The following is a 16345-nucleotide window of genomic DNA, read 5'->3' as shown; positions in this document are numbered from 1 at the left end:
TCAGGCGGTGCCGGCCGGGGCCTTCTGCCCCGTTTCATGGCGCACCAGGATCGGCACGATCAGCCGGCGCATGAACAGGCCGATGCCACCCCACATCGTGATGAACCAGAGCGGCACGCCGCCCGGCGGATTGCCCGGATAGCTCCACTGGCCGCTGTGCACGCCCGTGTATTCGATCAGCGCCCCCAGCAGCACCATATAGCCGGCATAGGCCAGGTCCAGCGGTTCATGGAACAGCGCCAGCCCCACCAGCAGCAGGGCGCCCGTCACCAGCAGGAGCGTATTGCTGTCGTGGATGGTGGCGAACGCGGCCGAGTAAGCCAGCGCCAGCGCCCACACGGTGGCGCGGCGGCCAGTTGGAGCCGGCCCGTCCAGCAGCCGCCGCGTGTGCAGCAGATAAAACCCCCACATGAACAGTTCCCAGACGGGCTGCAGCAGGATGTCCGGATGGGCGAACATGAAGATGCCCTGCTTGAGCGAAGCGGCATTCATCCCCGTGAAGAACAGGCAGACGCAGACGTAGAAGATCGTCTCGACCTTGCTGAGGCGGCCGAAAGTCAGGGCCCAGACCAGCAGCAATGCGGCCAGCTTGCCGAGGTTGGTCGGCACGAAAGCCAGGATCAGCATGGCTGCCGGCACCTGGAGAAGAAGGCGGGTACGCATGGACATGGAACAAGTAGACAGTAAGAGGCTGATGTTGTCAATCAGCAAAATATTAACAAAAGAAAAAGGCCTCCGAAGAGGCCTTTTCCACGAAGGTGCCAGGAATTACTTGGCAGCTTTCTTTTCGCGGCGACGCAGTGCGGCGCCCATGCCGACCATGGCCAGGCCCATCAGCGACAGCGCGCCCGGTTCCGGCAGGGCGAATGCCTGACCCGGATCGTCGATACGCGCGCCCAGGATGTCGGAGCCCTGGCTCCACACCGGGTTGTAGTTGTAGCTGTTCTTGAAGCGCAGGTCACGCATGCCCAGGTAGCTCGAGAACCAGTCCGAGTTCAGCTGGTCAGCCCACAGGCCGCCGGCGCTGGCCATCACGGAACCGTAGGAGTCAGCCTGGCCGGTGAAGCCGTTGCTGCTCGGGACGGTATCGCCGACGATGGTGTTGGTCGGGTTGCCGATGTCCATGCCGGTATCAAACATGATACGGGCCAGGAAGGTGCCTTCGGTGAAGCCGGCCGCGCAGCTTTCGCCGCAACGGATGCTCGGGTCGATGGAGGTGTTCGAGACCGACGATTTCGACATCGTCGACAGATCGCGCCAGTACAGGTCGAGGTAGCCGCCGGTGGCCGGGAACGGATTGCTTGCCGAAGCCGTGCCTTGTTGGATACCGTAGAACATGCCGGTGATCTGGCCACCCTGGCCGTTCACGTAGAAAATATCGCCGTTCGGATCGATGGCATCGTGCGGGGTGTTGACGTCGCCCTTCTCGGCGGTCGACACCAGGATGACGCCCCAGTTGATCTCATTGTTGCCGAAGGTATGCGCACCATTGATGGCGATTTGTTCTTGACCAGAGAACTTCAGGTAGATCGGACCGGCCGGCAGGGTGGACGGGGCCGGAGCAGCATATGCGCCCATGCTCATGACGGCGCCGACAGCGAAAGCGAGTAACTTCTTCATGTTCTCTCCAATATTTGGATTTCAATTAAAAACTAACGACAGCACAGCAATATAAGCAACCTCTGTGCCAGCATGAAGAAGTGCTTTCTAAGCAACTGATTCTTAAGTAAATTGTTATAAGGAAATTAAGATTATTACGTATTTACTTTGAGATATTTCACAAAGATGTAAGAAAAGCCGACAGTTAGTTACCGTACCTACCGGGCGCCAGCAGGTCGTGCGGGTCGAATTCGCGGCGCAGGCGCGCATGCAGGCGCGCCGAATCGTCGAGCCACTCCTGCAGTTCCGGCATGGCGTCCACCGCGAGCCGGTACGGGAACCAGCCGCGCTCGCGCCCGGCGGCGATCAGCTCCCGGTAACAGGCCTGGGCCGCCGCCACCGCCGCAGGAGAATTGCGGTCGAACAACAGCGGCACGGTGCTGTCGAACAGCTTGTCGCTCAGGGAAGTAAAGGTCAGCAATGGCTCGATGCCATGGCGGCGCGTGATCTCCCTCACCATCTGGACATAGGCGCGGGCGCCGGCGCCGCGCATCGGCACCAGCGGCGCATACCAGATCAGGCCGCAGCCGTCGCGGGCCGGATCGCGCGGCCCAGCGCCATGCGGACGCGGATTACGCCAGTAGGCCAGCGGCAGCGCGGTTTCGTTCGGGCGACCGAGCACCAGTTCCAGCGAACTGGCCAGCGTCGACGCGGTGCTCGACAGGCGCCGCCCGGCGGGCCCGGGAATCCAGCGCGACAGCGCCAGCAGGGTGTTCGCATTGTCCTGGCTCAGGAACAGCAGGCGGCTGGCGACGCCCTTCAGTGCGGCGCGGATTTCCTTCTGCGCCGCCTTCACCATGCGCGACGTTCCATACAAGGTTCCGAAGCCGGTCCAGGGCATGATCTGGTACTGGCTGCCAAGCGCGTCGATCACTTCCTGCGGAATCAGGCCATCGGGGCCGACCTGGGCGGCCGGATAGGGCGCCGACATCGCCAGCACCCGGTGCCGGTTCATCAGGTTCAGTCCGCCGACCGTGCCGGGCAGGCGGCCAAGGATGGTGCGGATCCGCTCGATGGCCGGCTCGAGCAGGCTGTCGTCCTTCAGGCTGAACAGGCACACCTTCACTCTTTCCGGACGGCGCGCCAGTATGATGCTCATGCGCGTCACGATACCCAGGCCGCTCTGGGTGAACAGGCCGCTGGCATAGGGACCGATGCCCCACTTGAACAGGCGGGCGATGTCTTCGCCGCCCGCTTCGCGCATCGCCGTGCGGTACAGGCTGCCATCCGCGAGCACCGCTTCCAGGTCCGTCACCGCGGCGAAGTGGTCGGTGATGGGCGTGACGCCGTAACCGCGCTCGAGCGCATTGCCGAGCAGGCTGCAATGCGGGCCGGCGCCGGTGGTCGGCACCATGAAGGGATAGCCGTTCCGTTCCAGGAAGTCGGCCAGCATGCCTTGCGTCACGCCCGGCTCGACCGTGACCACGCCCATTTCCTGGTCGAAGTGAAGGATGCCGCGCAAGTTGGACAGGTCGATGATGACGCAGCCGTCGCGCGCCGCGAGCGCGCTGCCGTAGCCCCAGTTGTGGCCGGTGCTGATCGGGTGTACGGGAATCAGGAAGCGCTGGGCGATGCGCATTACTTCAGGCAACTGTTTACTGTCGAGGATGCGCAGCGCGGCCGGCAGCCGCCGCGCCGCGCCGGTGGTATCCAAGCCCCAGGCCTGCATGGCGGCCTCGCCGCGCAGCACGTTGTCGGGGCCGAGCAATGCCTGCCAGGAGTCCAGTGCGGGCGCCAGTTGGTTCGTAGTGTCCTGCATGAGTCAGTCTGAAGTCGGTGGTTGGGCCAAGGGCGGACGCTTCAGCTTCAAATTCAGCTGCTCGATCAATTCCGTCGCCGCGCTGACGATCTGGCCGGACTCGAAGCCGGCCTTGGTCATTTCCTTAAAAAACGAGCGCGCAAGAATTTTCGCCGCATCCTCCGGATGACGGTAGGCCAGGCGGACTTTTTCGCCCACCTGGTCGCGCGCTTCCTGCAGCAATGCCAGCTGCGCAAAGCGCGAGTCGAGCAGGCGTTGCAATTGTTGCACCTGGATCGACTTACCGATGAATAGCGCAATTATATGAAGCAATTGCAAATCGCTGTCGCCAAATGCCGGGCTCGCCAGTGCGCCCGCCACATTGATGACGCCAACGATCTTGCCGTCGATGCGCAAGGGGGCGCACATCAGGCTGCCGCCAATGCCCGCGCGCCCTTGCGCCAGCGCCGCCAGCCCGGACTGCGCGATGTCTTCGACCAGCAGCGGCTCGCCGCTGGCCAGCACCCGGCCGCAGATGCCCTCGCCCTGCCCGACCGAGGCCGTCAGGGCCGCCTCCGGCAGCTGGCCGAAGCGTGCGTGGACCGACATGCGCAGGCGATCGGCAGCGCCGCTGTTGAGCAGCATGATCGAGCAGCTGGCGGCGCCGAGCAATCCCGCGGTCAGCGCGGCCTGGTTCTGCAGACAATCGTCGAGACTGCCTTCGGCCAGGAAATGCTGCAGGTCCTGCAGCCGCACCAGCCTGTTCGCCACGCTTCCCATGTCGCCCCCACAATAGGAATAATTGCAATCCAATAATTTTTTAATATTATCAGTGGGCAGGCTTTGCGTCAGGAGAAAGGAAAGCTTTATGGAACAAATGGCGCGCCAGCAGGAAGAAGGGCATGCGCAGCCAGTTCCCGCGGATATACAGCATGCCGTGGGCGACGGGCGTGAAGGCGTCCCTGCAGCTCGGGTGGGCAGGGCCGAGGGCGCGCAGGAACAGGCGGTCCATCAGCGCCAGCAGCACGGGGCCGGGAGCGGCCGCCGCCATGTTGCGGATGACCGCGTCCGGCACCGGGGTACCCAGCAAACGCCGGCAATAGCGCAGCGCGTAGAACAGCGGCCGTTCCAGTTCCAGTTCGCGCGCGCGTGACGGCAAGCCGTCCCAGAAGCCGTCGTGCGGCCCGAACTGCAGCAGCAGCCGGTGGATGTCGAACAGGTTGCGCAAACCCTGGTCGAACTCGCCTTCCGAGAACAGGTGCACGGCGCTGTGCAGCACCATGTCGCGCGGCGCCAGCACGAACAGCGGCGGCATGCCGGGCTCGAGGCCGGCGACCGGCACCGCGGCCGCGCGCAGCCTGGCCGGATCCGGACGCTGCGCCGCCGTCTCGGGCAGGATCGCATGGTGCACGTCGATGACGTTGCCGCGGCGCACGTGCTCCATCGGCGGCAGCTCGTGCATCCACTCGCGGTAATAGCGCTGGTCGTAGGCGTCCTGGTGGGTCGTGGCCCAGCCGTGCAGCATCAGGGCGGCTTCGACCTGGCCGATCTGCGCCTTCGGCACCAGGATATCGATGTCGGAAAACATCCGGCCGCGTCCCGGCGCCAGGCCGGCCATGGCATACGCCGCGCCCTTCAGCAGGATCAGCGGCAGGCCCAGGCCGGACAAGGCGCGGTCGATTTGCCTCACCTCGTAGCGCACCGCCTGGGCATGGCGGGCGCTGGCGGCGAGCGCCCATTCGAAGTGGGCGCGCGGCGCCGGCGGGACCCGGTCGAGCAGGCCGGCTTCCTCGAACAGCACCGGCAGCATGGCGCTCATGTTCGCGCCGAGCGCCTGGCGCAGCAGCAGGTCCCAGCCGGCCTCGTCGAGTCCGGCCGCCACGGACGGCTCGCGCAGCACGCGCAGCAGCAGCGGCAAGTCCTGCATGCCCATCATGCGCCGTCTCTCGCCAGGCGTTCGAACAGGTCCACCGCCTCGTCCAGCTTGCTGTAGCGGAACTCGAAAGCGTCCGTCGATTCGATCAGGCAGCCCAGGGCGTTAAACCCGCGCGCGCCCAGCACCTGGTAATTGAAAGCGTTCTCGGCCACGCCCATGAAGGCGCGCGCCTTCGGCAGCGGCGCCAGGCTGGTGGGCGCCTGCGCTTCGTAGCGGGGAAACACGATGAAGGCGGGGCGGGCCGGGTCGAAGGCGCGCTCGATGCTCGCGGCCGGCGCCTTCAGGTGGGCGATGGTGCCCTTGGCGGTGTTTTCCACCGGTGGGCTGAGCACGGCATCGGGGGCAAAGGCGCGGATCACGCCGATCGACGCATTCTTCAGGCTGACCGGGCGCGGCAGCGGCAGCACGGCGCCGTCGTCGAGGCGCACCAGGGTCATCTCGTCCGACAGCAGGCGCCAGCCGCGCGTGACCAGGGCCGCGCACAGGGTGCTCTTGCCCGACCCGGGCGGCGCCGGCAGGACCACCGCGCGGCCATGGCGCTCCAGCACGGCGGCATGGATGATCAGGTAGGTGTGGGCGCGGTGCGACACGCACCAGTTCATCACCCACTCGAACATCGGATAGGCCTGCGCCAGCGGCAAGGGCTTGAACGGGGTCATGCCCTCTTGCGCGAAACGGACCTGGGGACGGAACCAGCGGCGCATGCCGCCCGCGCGGTGCAGGGACAGGTGGAAGTCGGCAAAGCCGCCGGGCGCGTCGACCGGATAGTCGGCGTACAGCAGTGCAATGCCGTCGAGCAGGTGCGGGATATCGCTGCGGATGCGGTTGGCGAATGGTCCGGTGCGCAAGACCAGCCCCGGACCGGCCAGGCGCGCCGCCAGCTCGCGCCGCGGCAGGTCGGCGACGGTCAGCATGGGGAAAATTCGACCAGGTCGAGCGTGGCCAGTCCGGCCAGCATGTCTTCGATCATGACGGATAATTCATCGGCATCGGCCTCGAAACGCCCGGCCAGGCCGGCGGCCAGCGTGGCGGCATCGGCAGGATGCGCGCGCAAGGCCTGCAGCACATCGATGGCGGCGCCGTCCAGCAGGTGGGTGCTGCCCGACAGGTCGTTGTACAACACCGCTTCTCCGTCCCATTCCCGGAACACAAGGGACTGCCCCGGAACCACGCGCCACATGCTCGTTGCCGCCTCGTCAGTCGTGGGTGGCTTCGAGGTAGTTCTTGACCTGTTCGGGATTCCATTGCACCCCGGCGGTGGGGCTGTAGAAGCCCTTGGTCTGCACTTCGTACCACATGTTGAGGAGCGTTTCGACGGACAGGAAATTGATCTTGCCCGATTTGATATTCAGGTAGGTCGCCACCGCGTGCATTCCCAGCTTGTACTGGTCGAAGCTTCGCGGGTCCAGGATATTGAGCAGCGTCGAGCACAGGTAATTCTTGTCCTTGGTCTCGGGCGTGCAGGACTGCTTGCTGCCCGCCACGTAGAATACGTCGGCGAACAGGGTGGCGACCGGGATCGGCCAGGCTTCGGTATGGTTTTTCCAGTAGCCCGGCGAACGTCCCTGGCAGACCGGCTCCGGTCCGTAATGGCTGCTCAAGCCGCCGGACAGTGCGCCCGACGGCGACTTGCAGACCATCGGGCCCATCGCTGCACGGCTTTCCAGCGTCCACAGGATACCCGCGGCGCCGATCCCGGCCTTGGCCAGCCGGCGCCGCCTTGCGCCGCGTACGCTCAAGGACAACGGCGCCGCGTTTCCATTGTTTTCTTGATTGTCGGTAGCCACGTGCGATATCCCCAAAGATGTGCTGCATTCATGCGAAGTGTGCGTCACCTCTCATAAAAGCAAATTCCGGGCCATTAACACGGCATTCCGAAAAAAATATTTCAAATCAGGCGCTTAGGGCCTGATGTACCACCCGGAAATTTCCATTGTATGCCGGAACGCCGATAAGTGTAAAAATTATCGACGCAACAGTATTAGAAGAAACTTTCGGGGATCACCAGCACGTCACCCGGACGCATCGGCATATTCGCCGAGATATCGCCGTCCTTGATCAGGTCGTCCAGGCGTACGTTGAACTTCTGTTGTTTACCGTCGACGGTACGGATCACGCTGGCACGGTTGCCCGACGCAAACTCGGTCACGCCGCCGACTGCGATCAGCACGTCCATCAGGCTCATGTCACGGCGATACGGCAGGGCCTGCGGTTTGGCGGCCTGTCCGATGACGCGGATCTGTTCGCTGAAGTTGCCGACGAAATTGGTGACGATCACGGTCACCACCGGCTGCTGGATGAACTTGGCCAGCGATTTTTCGATATCGCGCGCCAGTTCGGTCGAGGTCTTGCCGGCAGCCGGCAGGTCTTCGACCAGCGGCGTCGTGATCTTGCCATCCGGGCGCACCGGTACCGACATCGACACCTCGGGGTTGCGCCACACCATGATATTCACGGTATCGCCCGGTCCGATCAGGTAGTCGGGGTTGGTGACCTGGGTTTGCGGGGCGGCAGCAGTCCTATGGAAAGCACAGCCGGTCAAGGCCAGCGCCAACACAGCGGCGGCCGCCACTGTCGTATGTTTAATCAGGTTCGCCTTGTACTTGCCCACGTCATTCCCTTTCGTCGAACACAAATATGTTAGTAAGCCATCAACAGTGAATTATTTTATACCATAGTGCTTTAGGAAAAACCCCGCACGATAGAAATAGTTCTTAATACATTACTTCTGTTGCATCAGCGTCTTCACATATTTCACCGGCACCGCGTAGGTAATGCCGCTGGGATTGCTGATCGCCGTCTCCTTGAGCCCTTTCACGAACACGGCGTTGATCACGCCCCAGACTTCGCCGCTGGCCGGATCGTAGACAGGGCTGCCGCTGTTGCCGGGGTACGCGGTCCCGTCGAGCTGGAAGATATCGAAGGAGGTGCGCTGCAGCTGGGCCAGCTGGCGCGCATCGAGCTTGCGCGAGCTCAGCGACGGCATGACGATCGGTGTGATAGCCGCCAGGGTCGCGCGGTGGGTGGCCGCATGCAGGCCCAGCACCATGCCCAGCGGGTAGCCGGTGAAGGCCAGGTTCTGGCCCTCGCCCACTTCGTCGGAATTTCCCAGCTTCAGCGCCGGCAGCGGCGGTCCGCTCAGGCGCAGATGGGCCAGGTCGTGTTCGTTGTCGCGCGCCACCAGCTGGGCCGGGCGGAAGCGCACCATGTCGCCATCGCCGGTCACGATGCCGAGCTGTTCCATGTGCGCCTCGTCCAGCTTTTCCGGCACCACGTGGGCGTTCGTAATCACGCTCAAGCCATCTCCCACGATGAAACCGGTACCGAAGAACACGGTCGAGGGACTGCGGGTGCGCTCGAAAGTGCCGACACCAACCACCGAACGCTTGACGGTTGGAATGACCGCAGTCAGGTCGGCACCCATCGCCGGTGCCAGCGCGCAGGCCGCCACCACCCCAAGCAGTCGCCGCCGGACGGACCCGGGCCAAGTTTCGCGGGCGCACCAACCGTGCACCCCTTTTTGCAATTTAGACATTACAATGAATCGATTTCTTTTAGAAAGTTGCGATTTCGCAAGTCTACCCCATGAGCGCACCGCAAGAAAAAATACGTTGCCCCAATGCATCTTATTCCCGCAAACTAATAGAGATTTAATCAATATTTTGTAAAACCAAAGCCAAAAACAGCGTATCTTCGGGTTTCTCAGTGGAATTTGTGTTGTAGGCGGGGTACTCCCTGTTGAAGTCTTCATATTTTTCATGTGCTTAATTGCAATTGCCCGAAGTACCAGCGATGATGCGATGTATTCCATTTTCCTTTGATTCGGATCAGCCCAAGACCCCGAATCCTTCATGGTGAGATTGACACGATGGCAGAGATCACAGCCACCCTCCTGAATTTCCTTAAAGCAATCGGCAAGTACCGTTGGTATGCCGTCGCCATTTCCTGGACCATCGCGGTAATCGGATGGGCCGTGGTCATGCGCCTGCCCAATCAGTACGACGCATCGGCCCGGGTCTACGTCGACACGCAAAGCATCCTCAAGCCTTTGCTGTCGGGCATGACTTCCCTGCCCAACCTGGACCAGCAAGTCGTGTTCATGCGCCGTACCCTGATCAGCCGCCCGAACGTCGAGCGCCTGATGCGCATGGTGGACCTGGACGTCAAGGCCAAGGACACCAAGGAGCACGAGAAGATCGTCGATGAGCTGATACAGAACATCAAGATCGCCGGCACCGAGCGCGACGACATCTATACGATCACCTACAGCTCGGACAACCCGAAGCTGGGCAAGGACGTGGTGCAGTCCCTGCTGACCATCTTCGTCGAGGGCAGCTTCAGCGGCAAGAAGCAGGATTCGGAAAAGGCCGTGCAATTCATCGACGACCAGATCAAGTCGTATGAAGAGAAGCTGACCGCGGCCGAAAACTCGCTGAAGGAATTCAAGATCAAGAACATGGGCCTGCTGCCGCGCGAAGGCGGCGGCGACTTCAGCAGCCAGCTGATCCAGGCCACCGAACAGCTGAGCCAGGCGCGCCTGCAGCTGGCCGAAGCCGAGCAGGCCCGCAACGCGATCCGCCGCCAGATCTCGGGCGAGCCGGGCAAGGGCGGCGAGGTGACGGCCATCGGGGCGACCGATCCGGACCTGGAAGCGCGCATCGTCACCACCCAGAAGAACCTGGACGCCCTGCGCCTGCAATACACCGAGCAGCATCCGGACATCGTCGCCAACCGCCGCCTGATGGAGCAGTTGCTGGCGCAGAAGGCCGACCTGTCCAAGCAGAAGAAGCGCAGCGCCGATCCGGGCGCCGGCTACAGCCCGATGCTGCAGCAGCTGAACGTGGCGCTGTCGCAGGCCGAGGCCCAGGTGGCGTCGATGCGCATCCGTGTCGAGGAATATGCGACCCGCGTCGCCCGCCTGCGCGCGCAGAGCGCTTCGGTGCCGGAAGTCGAAGCCCAGCTGGCCCAGCTCAACCGCGACTACCAGGTCAACAAGGAAAACTACCAGAAGCTGCTGGAACGCCGCGAGCAGGCGCGCCTGTCGGGCGACCTGTCGTCCGCCACCGACATGCTGACCTTCCGTGTGATCGATCCGCCGACCGTCCCGCTCCAGCCGACCGGCCCGAACCGCCTGCGCCTGTTCTCGCTGGTGTTCGCCGGCGCCCTGGTGGCCGGCATCGCCGTCGCCTTCCTGATGAGCCAGTTGCGTCCGACCTTCCTGAGCCAGTCCACGCTGCGCGAAGTCACCGGCCTGCCGGTGCTCGGTTCGATCAGCATGAACTGGACCGCGGAACAGACGATCCGCCGCAAGCGGCGCCTGGCTGCCCTCGGGGTATCGGTCCTGGTCTTGTTCGGCATCTACGGCGCCGGGGTGGCAGCGATCCTGTCGCACCCCACGCTTTAATCGCGGCGCCCCCGCACAGTTTGCAAGGAGTCCCACGTGAGCATTATCGAAAAAGCAGCCAGCCGCATCGACCGGCAGCGTAGCGCCGCCGCCGCCGTCCCCGCCAGCCCGGTCGAGGCCAGCGCGGCCCCGGCCGTGGCGGCGGACAGCCCGGTGAACGGCATTGCGCACGACACCCTCCATGCGGTGCCGGTCGCGCCCGCCGTCGGCGCCGCCGCAGCCGCGGCCGCGGCCCCGAAGGCCGAGCACGCCGCGCCGAAATACACCACCCGCCGCGTCGAGCTGGACCTGGCGCGCATGCGCGAGATGGGCATGGTCACCGCGGCCGGCGGCCGTACATCCCTGCTGGAAGACTTCCGCATCATCAAGCGTCCGCTGCTGCAGCGCGCCTTCGCCGAACGCCGGCCGGGCGACAAGCCGGGCAACCTGATCATGCTGACCAGCTCGCTGCCTGGCGAAGGCAAGACCTACTCCGCGATCAACCTGGCGATGAGCATCGCCATGGAACTCGACCACACCGTGCTGCTGGTCGACGCCGACGTGGCCCGTCCGTCGGTGCTGCGCACCCTCGGCCTGCCGGCCCAGCGCGGCCTGATGGACCTGCTGGTCGACGACAAGCTCGACATGGGCGAGGTGATGTTGCGCACCAACGTCGATACCCTGTCGATCCTGCCGGCCGGCACCAGCACCCCGCGCGCGACCGAACTGCTGGCCAGCTCGACCATGAGCAACCTGGTCAACGAAATCGCCAACCGCTATCCGGACCGGATCGTGATCTTCGACTCGCCGCCGCTTCTGCTGACCAGCGAATCGCACGTGCTGGCGTCGCACATGGGCCAGATCGTGGTGGTGGTCGAAGCCCAGACCACGACCCAGCATGCGCTCAAGGAAGCCCTGAGCCAGCTCAACGGCCTCAACAACGTTAATCTCATCTATAACAAGACCAGGGATCTTCCCGGCATCGAAGAGACGTATGACTATCACTACGGCTAAGAGGCCGGACCGGGCGCTGCTGCTGACGCCGCTCGCCCTGGCGGCAATGTTGTGGTCGGCCGAATGCCGCGCCGACTGGAAATTTACCCCGACCGCGGGCGTGACGGAGACCTATACGGACAACGTCGGCCTGTCGCCCGACGACCGCGCGCACAGCCAGCTCGTCAGTGAAGCGATGGGCGGGTTTTCGCTGACGCAACAGAGCGCACGCCTGCGCTTTGCCGGCTCCGCCCGCGTGCACCAGTTCGTCTACACCGACGGCAGCATCCCGAACCTGAACGACCGCCAGCACGATTACAGCGCCACCGCCCTGGCCAAGCTGACGGACGAGCTGTTCCTCGATGTGTTCGCCGCCGGCGGCCCGCAGACCATCTCGGCCTTCGGCCCCCAGATGAGCGACAACCTGTACTCGATGGGCAACCGCACCATGATCAACAGCTGGCGCATCAGCCCCTACCTCCAGCACCACTTCGGCAACACCGCCGAGCTGCTGGCGCGCTTTTCGCGCGACGGGGTCGACGCCGGCTCGCGCAATCCGTTCGGCTCGAGCACGTCCAGCACCGGCAGCCTGAACCTGAACAGCGGAAGATCCTTCAACGCCGTGGGCTGGGGCCTGTCGTACTACCACCAGGAATTGCAGAACCGCCTGGCCGGGGCCTCTTCAGCCAGCAATGCGCTGGCCAGCCTGCGCCTGCGCTATTCGCCGCAGCTGAGCGCCACCGCCACCGCCGGCTACGACAAATACGATTACCAGGCGCTGGGCGGGCGCACTGCCGGGCGCAACTGGACCGGCGGCTTCATCTGGACCCCGTCGTCCCGTACCAGCCTGCAGGCCAGCTACGGCCGCCGTTATTTCGGCAAGACCGGTTCGCTCTCCGCCCGGCATCACAGCCGCCACAGCGTGTGGAGCATCAACTACAGCGACGCGATCACGACCAGCCGCCAGCAATTCCTGCTGCCGTCGACGATCGACACCGCGGCCCTGCTCGACACCCTGTTCAGCGCCTCGATCCCGGATCCGGTGCTGCGCCAGCAGGCGGTGCAGTCCTACCTGCAGGCGACCGGCCTGCCGCCGAGCCTGGCCAATAACGTGAATTACCTGAGCAACCGCTACCTGCGCCAGAAGCAGCTGTCGGCCGCGGTCGCCTTCAGCTGGGCGCACAGCAGCCTGGTGACGTCCGTGTCGAAGACCGAGCGCACCGCCCTGTCGCTGCAGCAGAGCGACAGCGAACTGCTCGGCAGCCAGCTCGCGACCCTGAACGACAACGTCCGCCAGCGCGGGATCGACAGCCTCTATACCTACCGGCTGAACTCGCGCACGTCGGCGACCGGGAACGTGAACTTCACGCGCGTGACCTCGATCGACACCGGTATCACCGAGAACCACAGCCAGCTGCGGGTGGGCCTGGCGCGCCGCTTCGATCGCCACATGAATTTCGCGGTCGACCTGCGCCATGTGCGCGGCGGCTTCGGCGCGGCCAGCGGTCGGACCTACACCGAGAACGCGGTATCGGCCTCCCTTACCGCCCAGTTTTAATCGGAGCAGCGATGTACGAGACCTTTTACGGATTTTCCGCCAAACCCTTCCAACTGCGCCCGGACCCGCACTTCTTCTTCGGCAGCAAGGGGCACAAGCGCGCCATGGCCTACCTCGAGTACGGCCTGTCGCAGGGCGAAGGCTTCATCATCGTCACCGGCGAAGTCGGCGCGGGCAAGACCACGCTGGTGCGCAACCTGTTCAACAGCCTGCCGTCCGACCAGATCGTGGCGGCGCACATCGTCAATACCCACCTCGATCCGGAAGACACCCTGCGCATGGTGGTGTCGGCGTTCGGCCTGCCGTTCGAAGGCGCGAGCAAGACCGACCTGCTGACGCGCCTGGAAAAATTCCTGTGCGACGTCGACCACCAGGGCAAGCGCGCCCTGCTGGTCATCGACGAAGCCCAGAACCTGTCGGCGCGCACGGTGGAAGAGCTGCGCATGCTGTCGAACTTCCAGACCGACGACAAGTCGCTGCTGCAGACCTTCCTGCTCGGCCAGCCCGAATTCCGCGCCACCCTGCACAGCCCCGGCATGCAGCAGCTGCGCCAGCGCGTGATTGCCAGCTACCACCTGGGCCCGATGGATGCGCAGGAAACCCGCGCCTACATCGAGCACCGCCTGGCGACGGTCGGCTGGAACGGCGACCCGTCCTTCGACGATGGCGCGCATGCCGCCATCTACGCCTACAGCGGCGGCATCCCGCGCAAGGTCAACACCCTGATGGACCGCGTGCTGCTGATGGGCTACCTGGAAGAGATGCACCAGTTCGGCGATGCGGACATCCAGGCCGTCATCAGCGACATCAGCGAAGAGTTCCAGCTGCCCGAGGGACAGGCCGGGGCAGCCGCGGCCCCGGACGCCCTGCCGGGCGCCGGCCTGGGCGGGCTGAACCAGGAACTGCGCACGCTCGACCAGCGCGTCGGCGAGCGCCGCACCAACAGCGTCGAGGTGCTCGACGAACGCATGATGCGCCTGGAGAAGTCGATCGTATCCGTATTGTCGATCCTGAAGAAGATCGTTGCCACGCCCCAGGGGGCGGTCACCCAGCCGATGGACAATCAAGAATGAACATGGTCGAACTGGCCCCGCGCCGCCTGCCGGCGCCGGGGGAACGCATCCGCAATGCGATGACCTGCGACGTCGAGGACTATTTCCAGGTCTCGGCCTTCGCGCCCTACATCGACCGCGCCAGCTGGCCGAGCCGCGAATGCCGGGTCGAAGCGAACATGGACCGCATCCTGGCCCTGTTCGAGCGCCATGGCGTGCACGCCACCTTCTTCACCCTGGGCTGGATCGCCGAGCGCTATCCGCAGGTCGTCAGGCGCATCGTCGCCGGGGGCCACGAGCTGGCCAGCCACGGCTACGGCCACCTGCGCGCCTCCGACCAGACCCGCGCCGAATTCGCCAACGACATCCGCTCCGCCAAGGCGCTGCTGGAAGACATCGGCGGCCAGGCCGTGCTGGGCTACCGCGCTCCCAGCTTCTCGATCGGACGCGCCAACCTGTGGGCGCTGGACGAGCTGCTCGACGCCGGCTACCGCTACAGCTCCAGCATCTACCCGATCGCGCACGACCACTACGGCATGCCGGAAGCGCCGCGCTTCGCGTTCTACCCGAACGGCCCGGACGGCCTGCTGGAAGTGCCGATCACCACGGTGAACCTGATGGGACGTAACCTGCCGGCCGGCGGCGGCGGCTATTTCCGCCTGCTGCCCTACGCGCTGTCGCGCTGGATGATGGCCAAGGTCAACCGCGACGACCGCCAGCCCTCGCTGTTCTACTTCCACCCGTGGGAGATCGACACGCAGCAGCCGCGCCCCGAAGGCCTGGGCGCGAAAGCCCGCTTCCGCCACTACATCAACATCGACCGGATGGAGCGCCGCATCGAAGCCCTGGCGCGCGACTTCGCCTGGGACCGCATGGACCGGATCTTCCTGAATCAAGCATGAACTCGATTATCGAAGCAGCACAAGCAAAGCGCGCCGCGCCGGCCCCGGCCGCCGGCCCGCTCACCCTGCACCTGATGCAGCCGAACGAACGCGCACGCTGGGACGCCTTCGTGCGCACCTGCCCCGAGGCCACCTTCTTCCACCTGTCCGGATGGCAGCAGGTGATCGAGGAATCGTTCGGCATCAAGACCTGGTTCTACTACGTGCAGCAGGACGGCCAGATCCAGGGCGTCCTGCCGCTCGCCGAGATCAAGAGCCGCCTGTTCGGCCACTCGCTGGGCGCGATGCCGTTCTGCGTGTACGGCGGCCCGGCCGCCTTCAGCGGTAGCGATGGCGATGCCGCGCGCGCCATGCTGGACCAGGCCGCGCACGCGCTGGCGCAACGGCTGGGCGTGGGCCACCTGGAATACCGCGGCATGCAGCGCTTCCACCCGGACGACCCGGCCTGGCACACCAAGGAGCTGTACGTCACCTTCCGCAAGGAGATCACGGCCGACGACGAAGCCAACCTGAACGCGATCCCGCGCAAGCAGCGCGCAATGGTCCGCAAGGGCATCAAGCTGGGCCTGAAGGGCGTGGTCGAGGACAACGTCGACCGCATGTTCGAAGCCTACGCGCACAGCGTGCACCGGCTCGGCACTCCGGTATTCCCGAAAAAGTACTTCGCCCTGCTGCAGAAGACCTTCGGCGACGAGTGCGAGGTGCGCACCATCCTCACCGAGGACGACCAGCTGGTGGGATCGGTGCTGTCGTTCTACTGGCGCGACGAAGTCGTGCCCTACTACGGCGGCGGCATGGACATCGCGCGCAACGTGGCCGGCAACGACTTCATGTACTGGAACCTGATGCAGGCCGCCGCTGCGCGCGGCTGCCGCCTGTTCGACTTCGGCCGCAGCAAGCTGGGCACCGGCGCCTACGACTTCAAGAAGAACTGGGGCTTCACGGCCCAGCACCTGCCTTACGAATACAAGCTGTACGGCGCCACCGCGCTGCCGGACAACAATCCGCTGAATCCGAAGTACCAGCTGTTCATCAGGATGTGGAAGAAGCTGCCGCTGCCGCTGGCGAACTTCATGGGTCCGTACATCGTGCGCAACCTGGGCTGACATCCGAAGAAACCGGGA

16 protein-coding genes are annotated in these 16345 nt (G+C 64.6%); 6 read left to right on the top strand and 10 right to left on the bottom strand.

Annotated elements, in window-relative coordinates; all coding sequences use genetic code 11:
* The 10 genes from AC3A6M_RS09705 to AC3A6M_RS09660 all read right to left on the bottom strand — a co-directional run bounded on the left by AC3A6M_RS09705 (window position 1) and on the right by AC3A6M_RS09660 (window position 8757).
* On the bottom strand, window positions 1-663 hold the full coding sequence (locus AC3A6M_RS09705) for a hypothetical protein (protein WP_487852513.1): 663 nt from the start codon (window positions 661-663) through the stop codon (window positions 1-3).
* 105 nt (window positions 664-768) lie between these two features.
* Window positions 769-1620, bottom strand: a complete 852-nt coding sequence (locus tag AC3A6M_RS09700; RefSeq protein WP_487852512.1) for a PEP-CTERM sorting domain-containing protein — start codon at window positions 1618-1620, stop codon at window positions 769-771.
* Window positions 1621-1804: 184 nt separating this feature from the next.
* Window positions 1805-3418, bottom strand: a complete 1614-nt coding sequence (locus tag AC3A6M_RS09695; RefSeq protein WP_487852511.1) for an FAD-binding oxidoreductase — start codon at window positions 3416-3418, stop codon at window positions 1805-1807.
* Window positions 3419-3421: 3 nt separating this feature from the next.
* Window positions 3422-4177 (bottom strand): GAF domain-containing protein, encoded by a 756-nt coding sequence (locus tag AC3A6M_RS09690; protein ID WP_487852510.1) that lies wholly within the window; start codon window positions 4175-4177, stop codon window positions 3422-3424.
* Window positions 4178-4226: 49 nt separating this feature from the next.
* Entirely contained in the window at window positions 4227-5333 is a 1107-nt protein-coding gene (locus tag AC3A6M_RS09685; RefSeq protein ID WP_487852509.1) for a nucleotidyltransferase domain-containing protein, read from the bottom strand.
* A complete protein-coding gene (locus tag AC3A6M_RS09680; protein ID WP_487852508.1) occupies window positions 5330-6247 on the bottom strand; it encodes an HprK-related kinase A in 918 nt (305 codons plus the stop codon). Before AC3A6M_RS09680 ends, AC3A6M_RS09685 begins: the two co-directional genes overlap by 4 nt.
* A complete protein-coding gene (locus tag AC3A6M_RS09675) occupies window positions 6241-6513 on the bottom strand; it encodes an HPr-rel-A system PqqD family peptide chaperone (RefSeq protein ID WP_487852507.1) in 273 nt (90 codons plus the stop codon). The genes AC3A6M_RS09680 and AC3A6M_RS09675 overlap by 7 nt, the downstream gene beginning before the upstream one ends.
* Before the next feature lie 16 nt (window positions 6514-6529).
* Window positions 6530-7072: a hypothetical protein gene (locus AC3A6M_RS09670; protein ID WP_487852506.1), complete on the bottom strand. Its 543-nt coding sequence runs from the start codon at window positions 7070-7072 to the stop codon at window positions 6530-6532.
* A 242-nt stretch (window positions 7073-7314) separates the two neighbouring features.
* Window positions 7315-7905: an XrtA/PEP-CTERM system exopolysaccharide export protein gene (locus AC3A6M_RS09665; RefSeq protein WP_487852505.1), complete on the bottom strand. Its 591-nt coding sequence runs from the start codon at window positions 7903-7905 to the stop codon at window positions 7315-7317.
* 150 nt (window positions 7906-8055) lie between these two features.
* Window positions 8056-8757, bottom strand: coding sequence for a S1 family peptidase (locus AC3A6M_RS09660; RefSeq protein WP_487852504.1), 702 nt, complete (start codon window positions 8755-8757; stop codon window positions 8056-8058).
* A 444-nt stretch (window positions 8758-9201) separates the two neighbouring features.
* Between AC3A6M_RS09660 and AC3A6M_RS09655 the strand changes: the two genes are divergently transcribed.
* Genes AC3A6M_RS09655 through AC3A6M_RS09630 form a run of 6 tightly spaced genes read left to right on the top strand, consistent with a single transcriptional unit; the run spans window position 9202 to window position 16327 of the window.
* Entirely contained in the window at window positions 9202-10737 is a 1536-nt protein-coding gene (locus AC3A6M_RS09655) for an XrtA system polysaccharide chain length determinant (RefSeq protein WP_487852503.1), read from the top strand.
* 42 nt (window positions 10738-10779) lie between these two features.
* Entirely contained in the window at window positions 10780-11730 is a 951-nt protein-coding gene (locus AC3A6M_RS09650) for an XrtA-associated tyrosine autokinase (RefSeq protein ID WP_487852615.1), read from the top strand.
* Window positions 11711-13267: a TIGR03016 family PEP-CTERM system-associated outer membrane protein gene (locus tag AC3A6M_RS09645; protein ID WP_487852502.1), complete on the top strand. Its 1557-nt coding sequence runs from the start codon at window positions 11711-11713 to the stop codon at window positions 13265-13267. Before AC3A6M_RS09650 ends, AC3A6M_RS09645 begins: the two co-directional genes overlap by 20 nt.
* Before the next feature lie 11 nt (window positions 13268-13278).
* Window positions 13279-14340 carry an XrtA/PEP-CTERM system-associated ATPase gene (locus AC3A6M_RS09640; protein WP_487852501.1) on the top strand — a complete coding sequence of 354 codons (1062 nt, stop codon included), beginning with the start codon at window positions 13279-13281 and terminating at the stop codon, window positions 14338-14340.
* Complete coding sequence (locus AC3A6M_RS09635) at window positions 14337-15221, top strand: XrtA system polysaccharide deacetylase (RefSeq protein ID WP_487852500.1); 885 nt, start codon at window positions 14337-14339, stop codon at window positions 15219-15221. The genes AC3A6M_RS09640 and AC3A6M_RS09635 overlap by 4 nt, the downstream gene beginning before the upstream one ends.
* The gene (locus AC3A6M_RS09630; protein WP_487852499.1) at window positions 15218-16327 is read left to right on the top strand and encodes a FemAB family XrtA/PEP-CTERM system-associated protein; all 1110 of its coding nucleotides are present in this window, start codon (window positions 15218-15220) and stop codon (window positions 16325-16327) included. Before AC3A6M_RS09635 ends, AC3A6M_RS09630 begins: the two co-directional genes overlap by 4 nt.
* The last annotated feature ends 18 nt before the right edge of the window (window positions 16328-16345 follow it).

It is taken from the genome of Telluria sp. Soil_C_11, from assembly GCF_057657395.1.
This window is presented reverse-complemented; position numbering and strand designations above follow the sequence as displayed.

Coding starts and splice junctions, on each gene's coding strand:
- AC3A6M_RS09705 (WP_487852513.1), bottom strand. CDS start 663: ATGCGTACCCGCCTTCTTCTCCAGGTGCCGGCAGCCATGCTGATCCTG.
- AC3A6M_RS09700 (WP_487852512.1), bottom strand. CDS start 1,620: ATGAAGAAGTTACTCGCTTTCGCTGTCGGCGCCGTCATGAGCATGGGC.
- AC3A6M_RS09695 (WP_487852511.1), bottom strand. CDS start 3,418: ATGCAGGACACTACGAACCAACTGGCGCCCGCACTGGACTCCTGGCAG.
- AC3A6M_RS09690 (WP_487852510.1), bottom strand. CDS start 4,177: ATGGGAAGCGTGGCGAACAGGCTGGTGCGGCTGCAGGACCTGCAGCAT.
- AC3A6M_RS09685 (WP_487852509.1), bottom strand. CDS start 5,333: ATGATGGGCATGCAGGACTTGCCGCTGCTGCTGCGCGTGCTGCGCGAG.
- AC3A6M_RS09680 (WP_487852508.1), bottom strand. CDS start 6,247: ATGCTGACCGTCGCCGACCTGCCGCGGCGCGAGCTGGCGGCGCGCCTG.
- AC3A6M_RS09675 (WP_487852507.1), bottom strand. CDS start 6,513: ATGTGGCGCGTGGTTCCGGGGCAGTCCCTTGTGTTCCGGGAATGGGAC.
- AC3A6M_RS09660 (WP_487852504.1), bottom strand. CDS start 8,757: ATGGGTGCCGACCTGACTGCGGTCATTCCAACCGTCAAGCGTTCGGTG.
- AC3A6M_RS09655 (WP_487852503.1), top strand. CDS start 9,202: ATGGCAGAGATCACAGCCACCCTCCTGAATTTCCTTAAAGCAATCGGC.
- AC3A6M_RS09645 (WP_487852502.1), top strand. CDS start 11,711: ATGACTATCACTACGGCTAAGAGGCCGGACCGGGCGCTGCTGCTGACG.
- AC3A6M_RS09640 (WP_487852501.1), top strand. CDS start 13,279: ATGTACGAGACCTTTTACGGATTTTCCGCCAAACCCTTCCAACTGCGC.
- AC3A6M_RS09635 (WP_487852500.1), top strand. CDS start 14,337: ATGAACATGGTCGAACTGGCCCCGCGCCGCCTGCCGGCGCCGGGGGAA.
- AC3A6M_RS09630 (WP_487852499.1), top strand. CDS start 15,218: ATGAACTCGATTATCGAAGCAGCACAAGCAAAGCGCGCCGCGCCGGCC.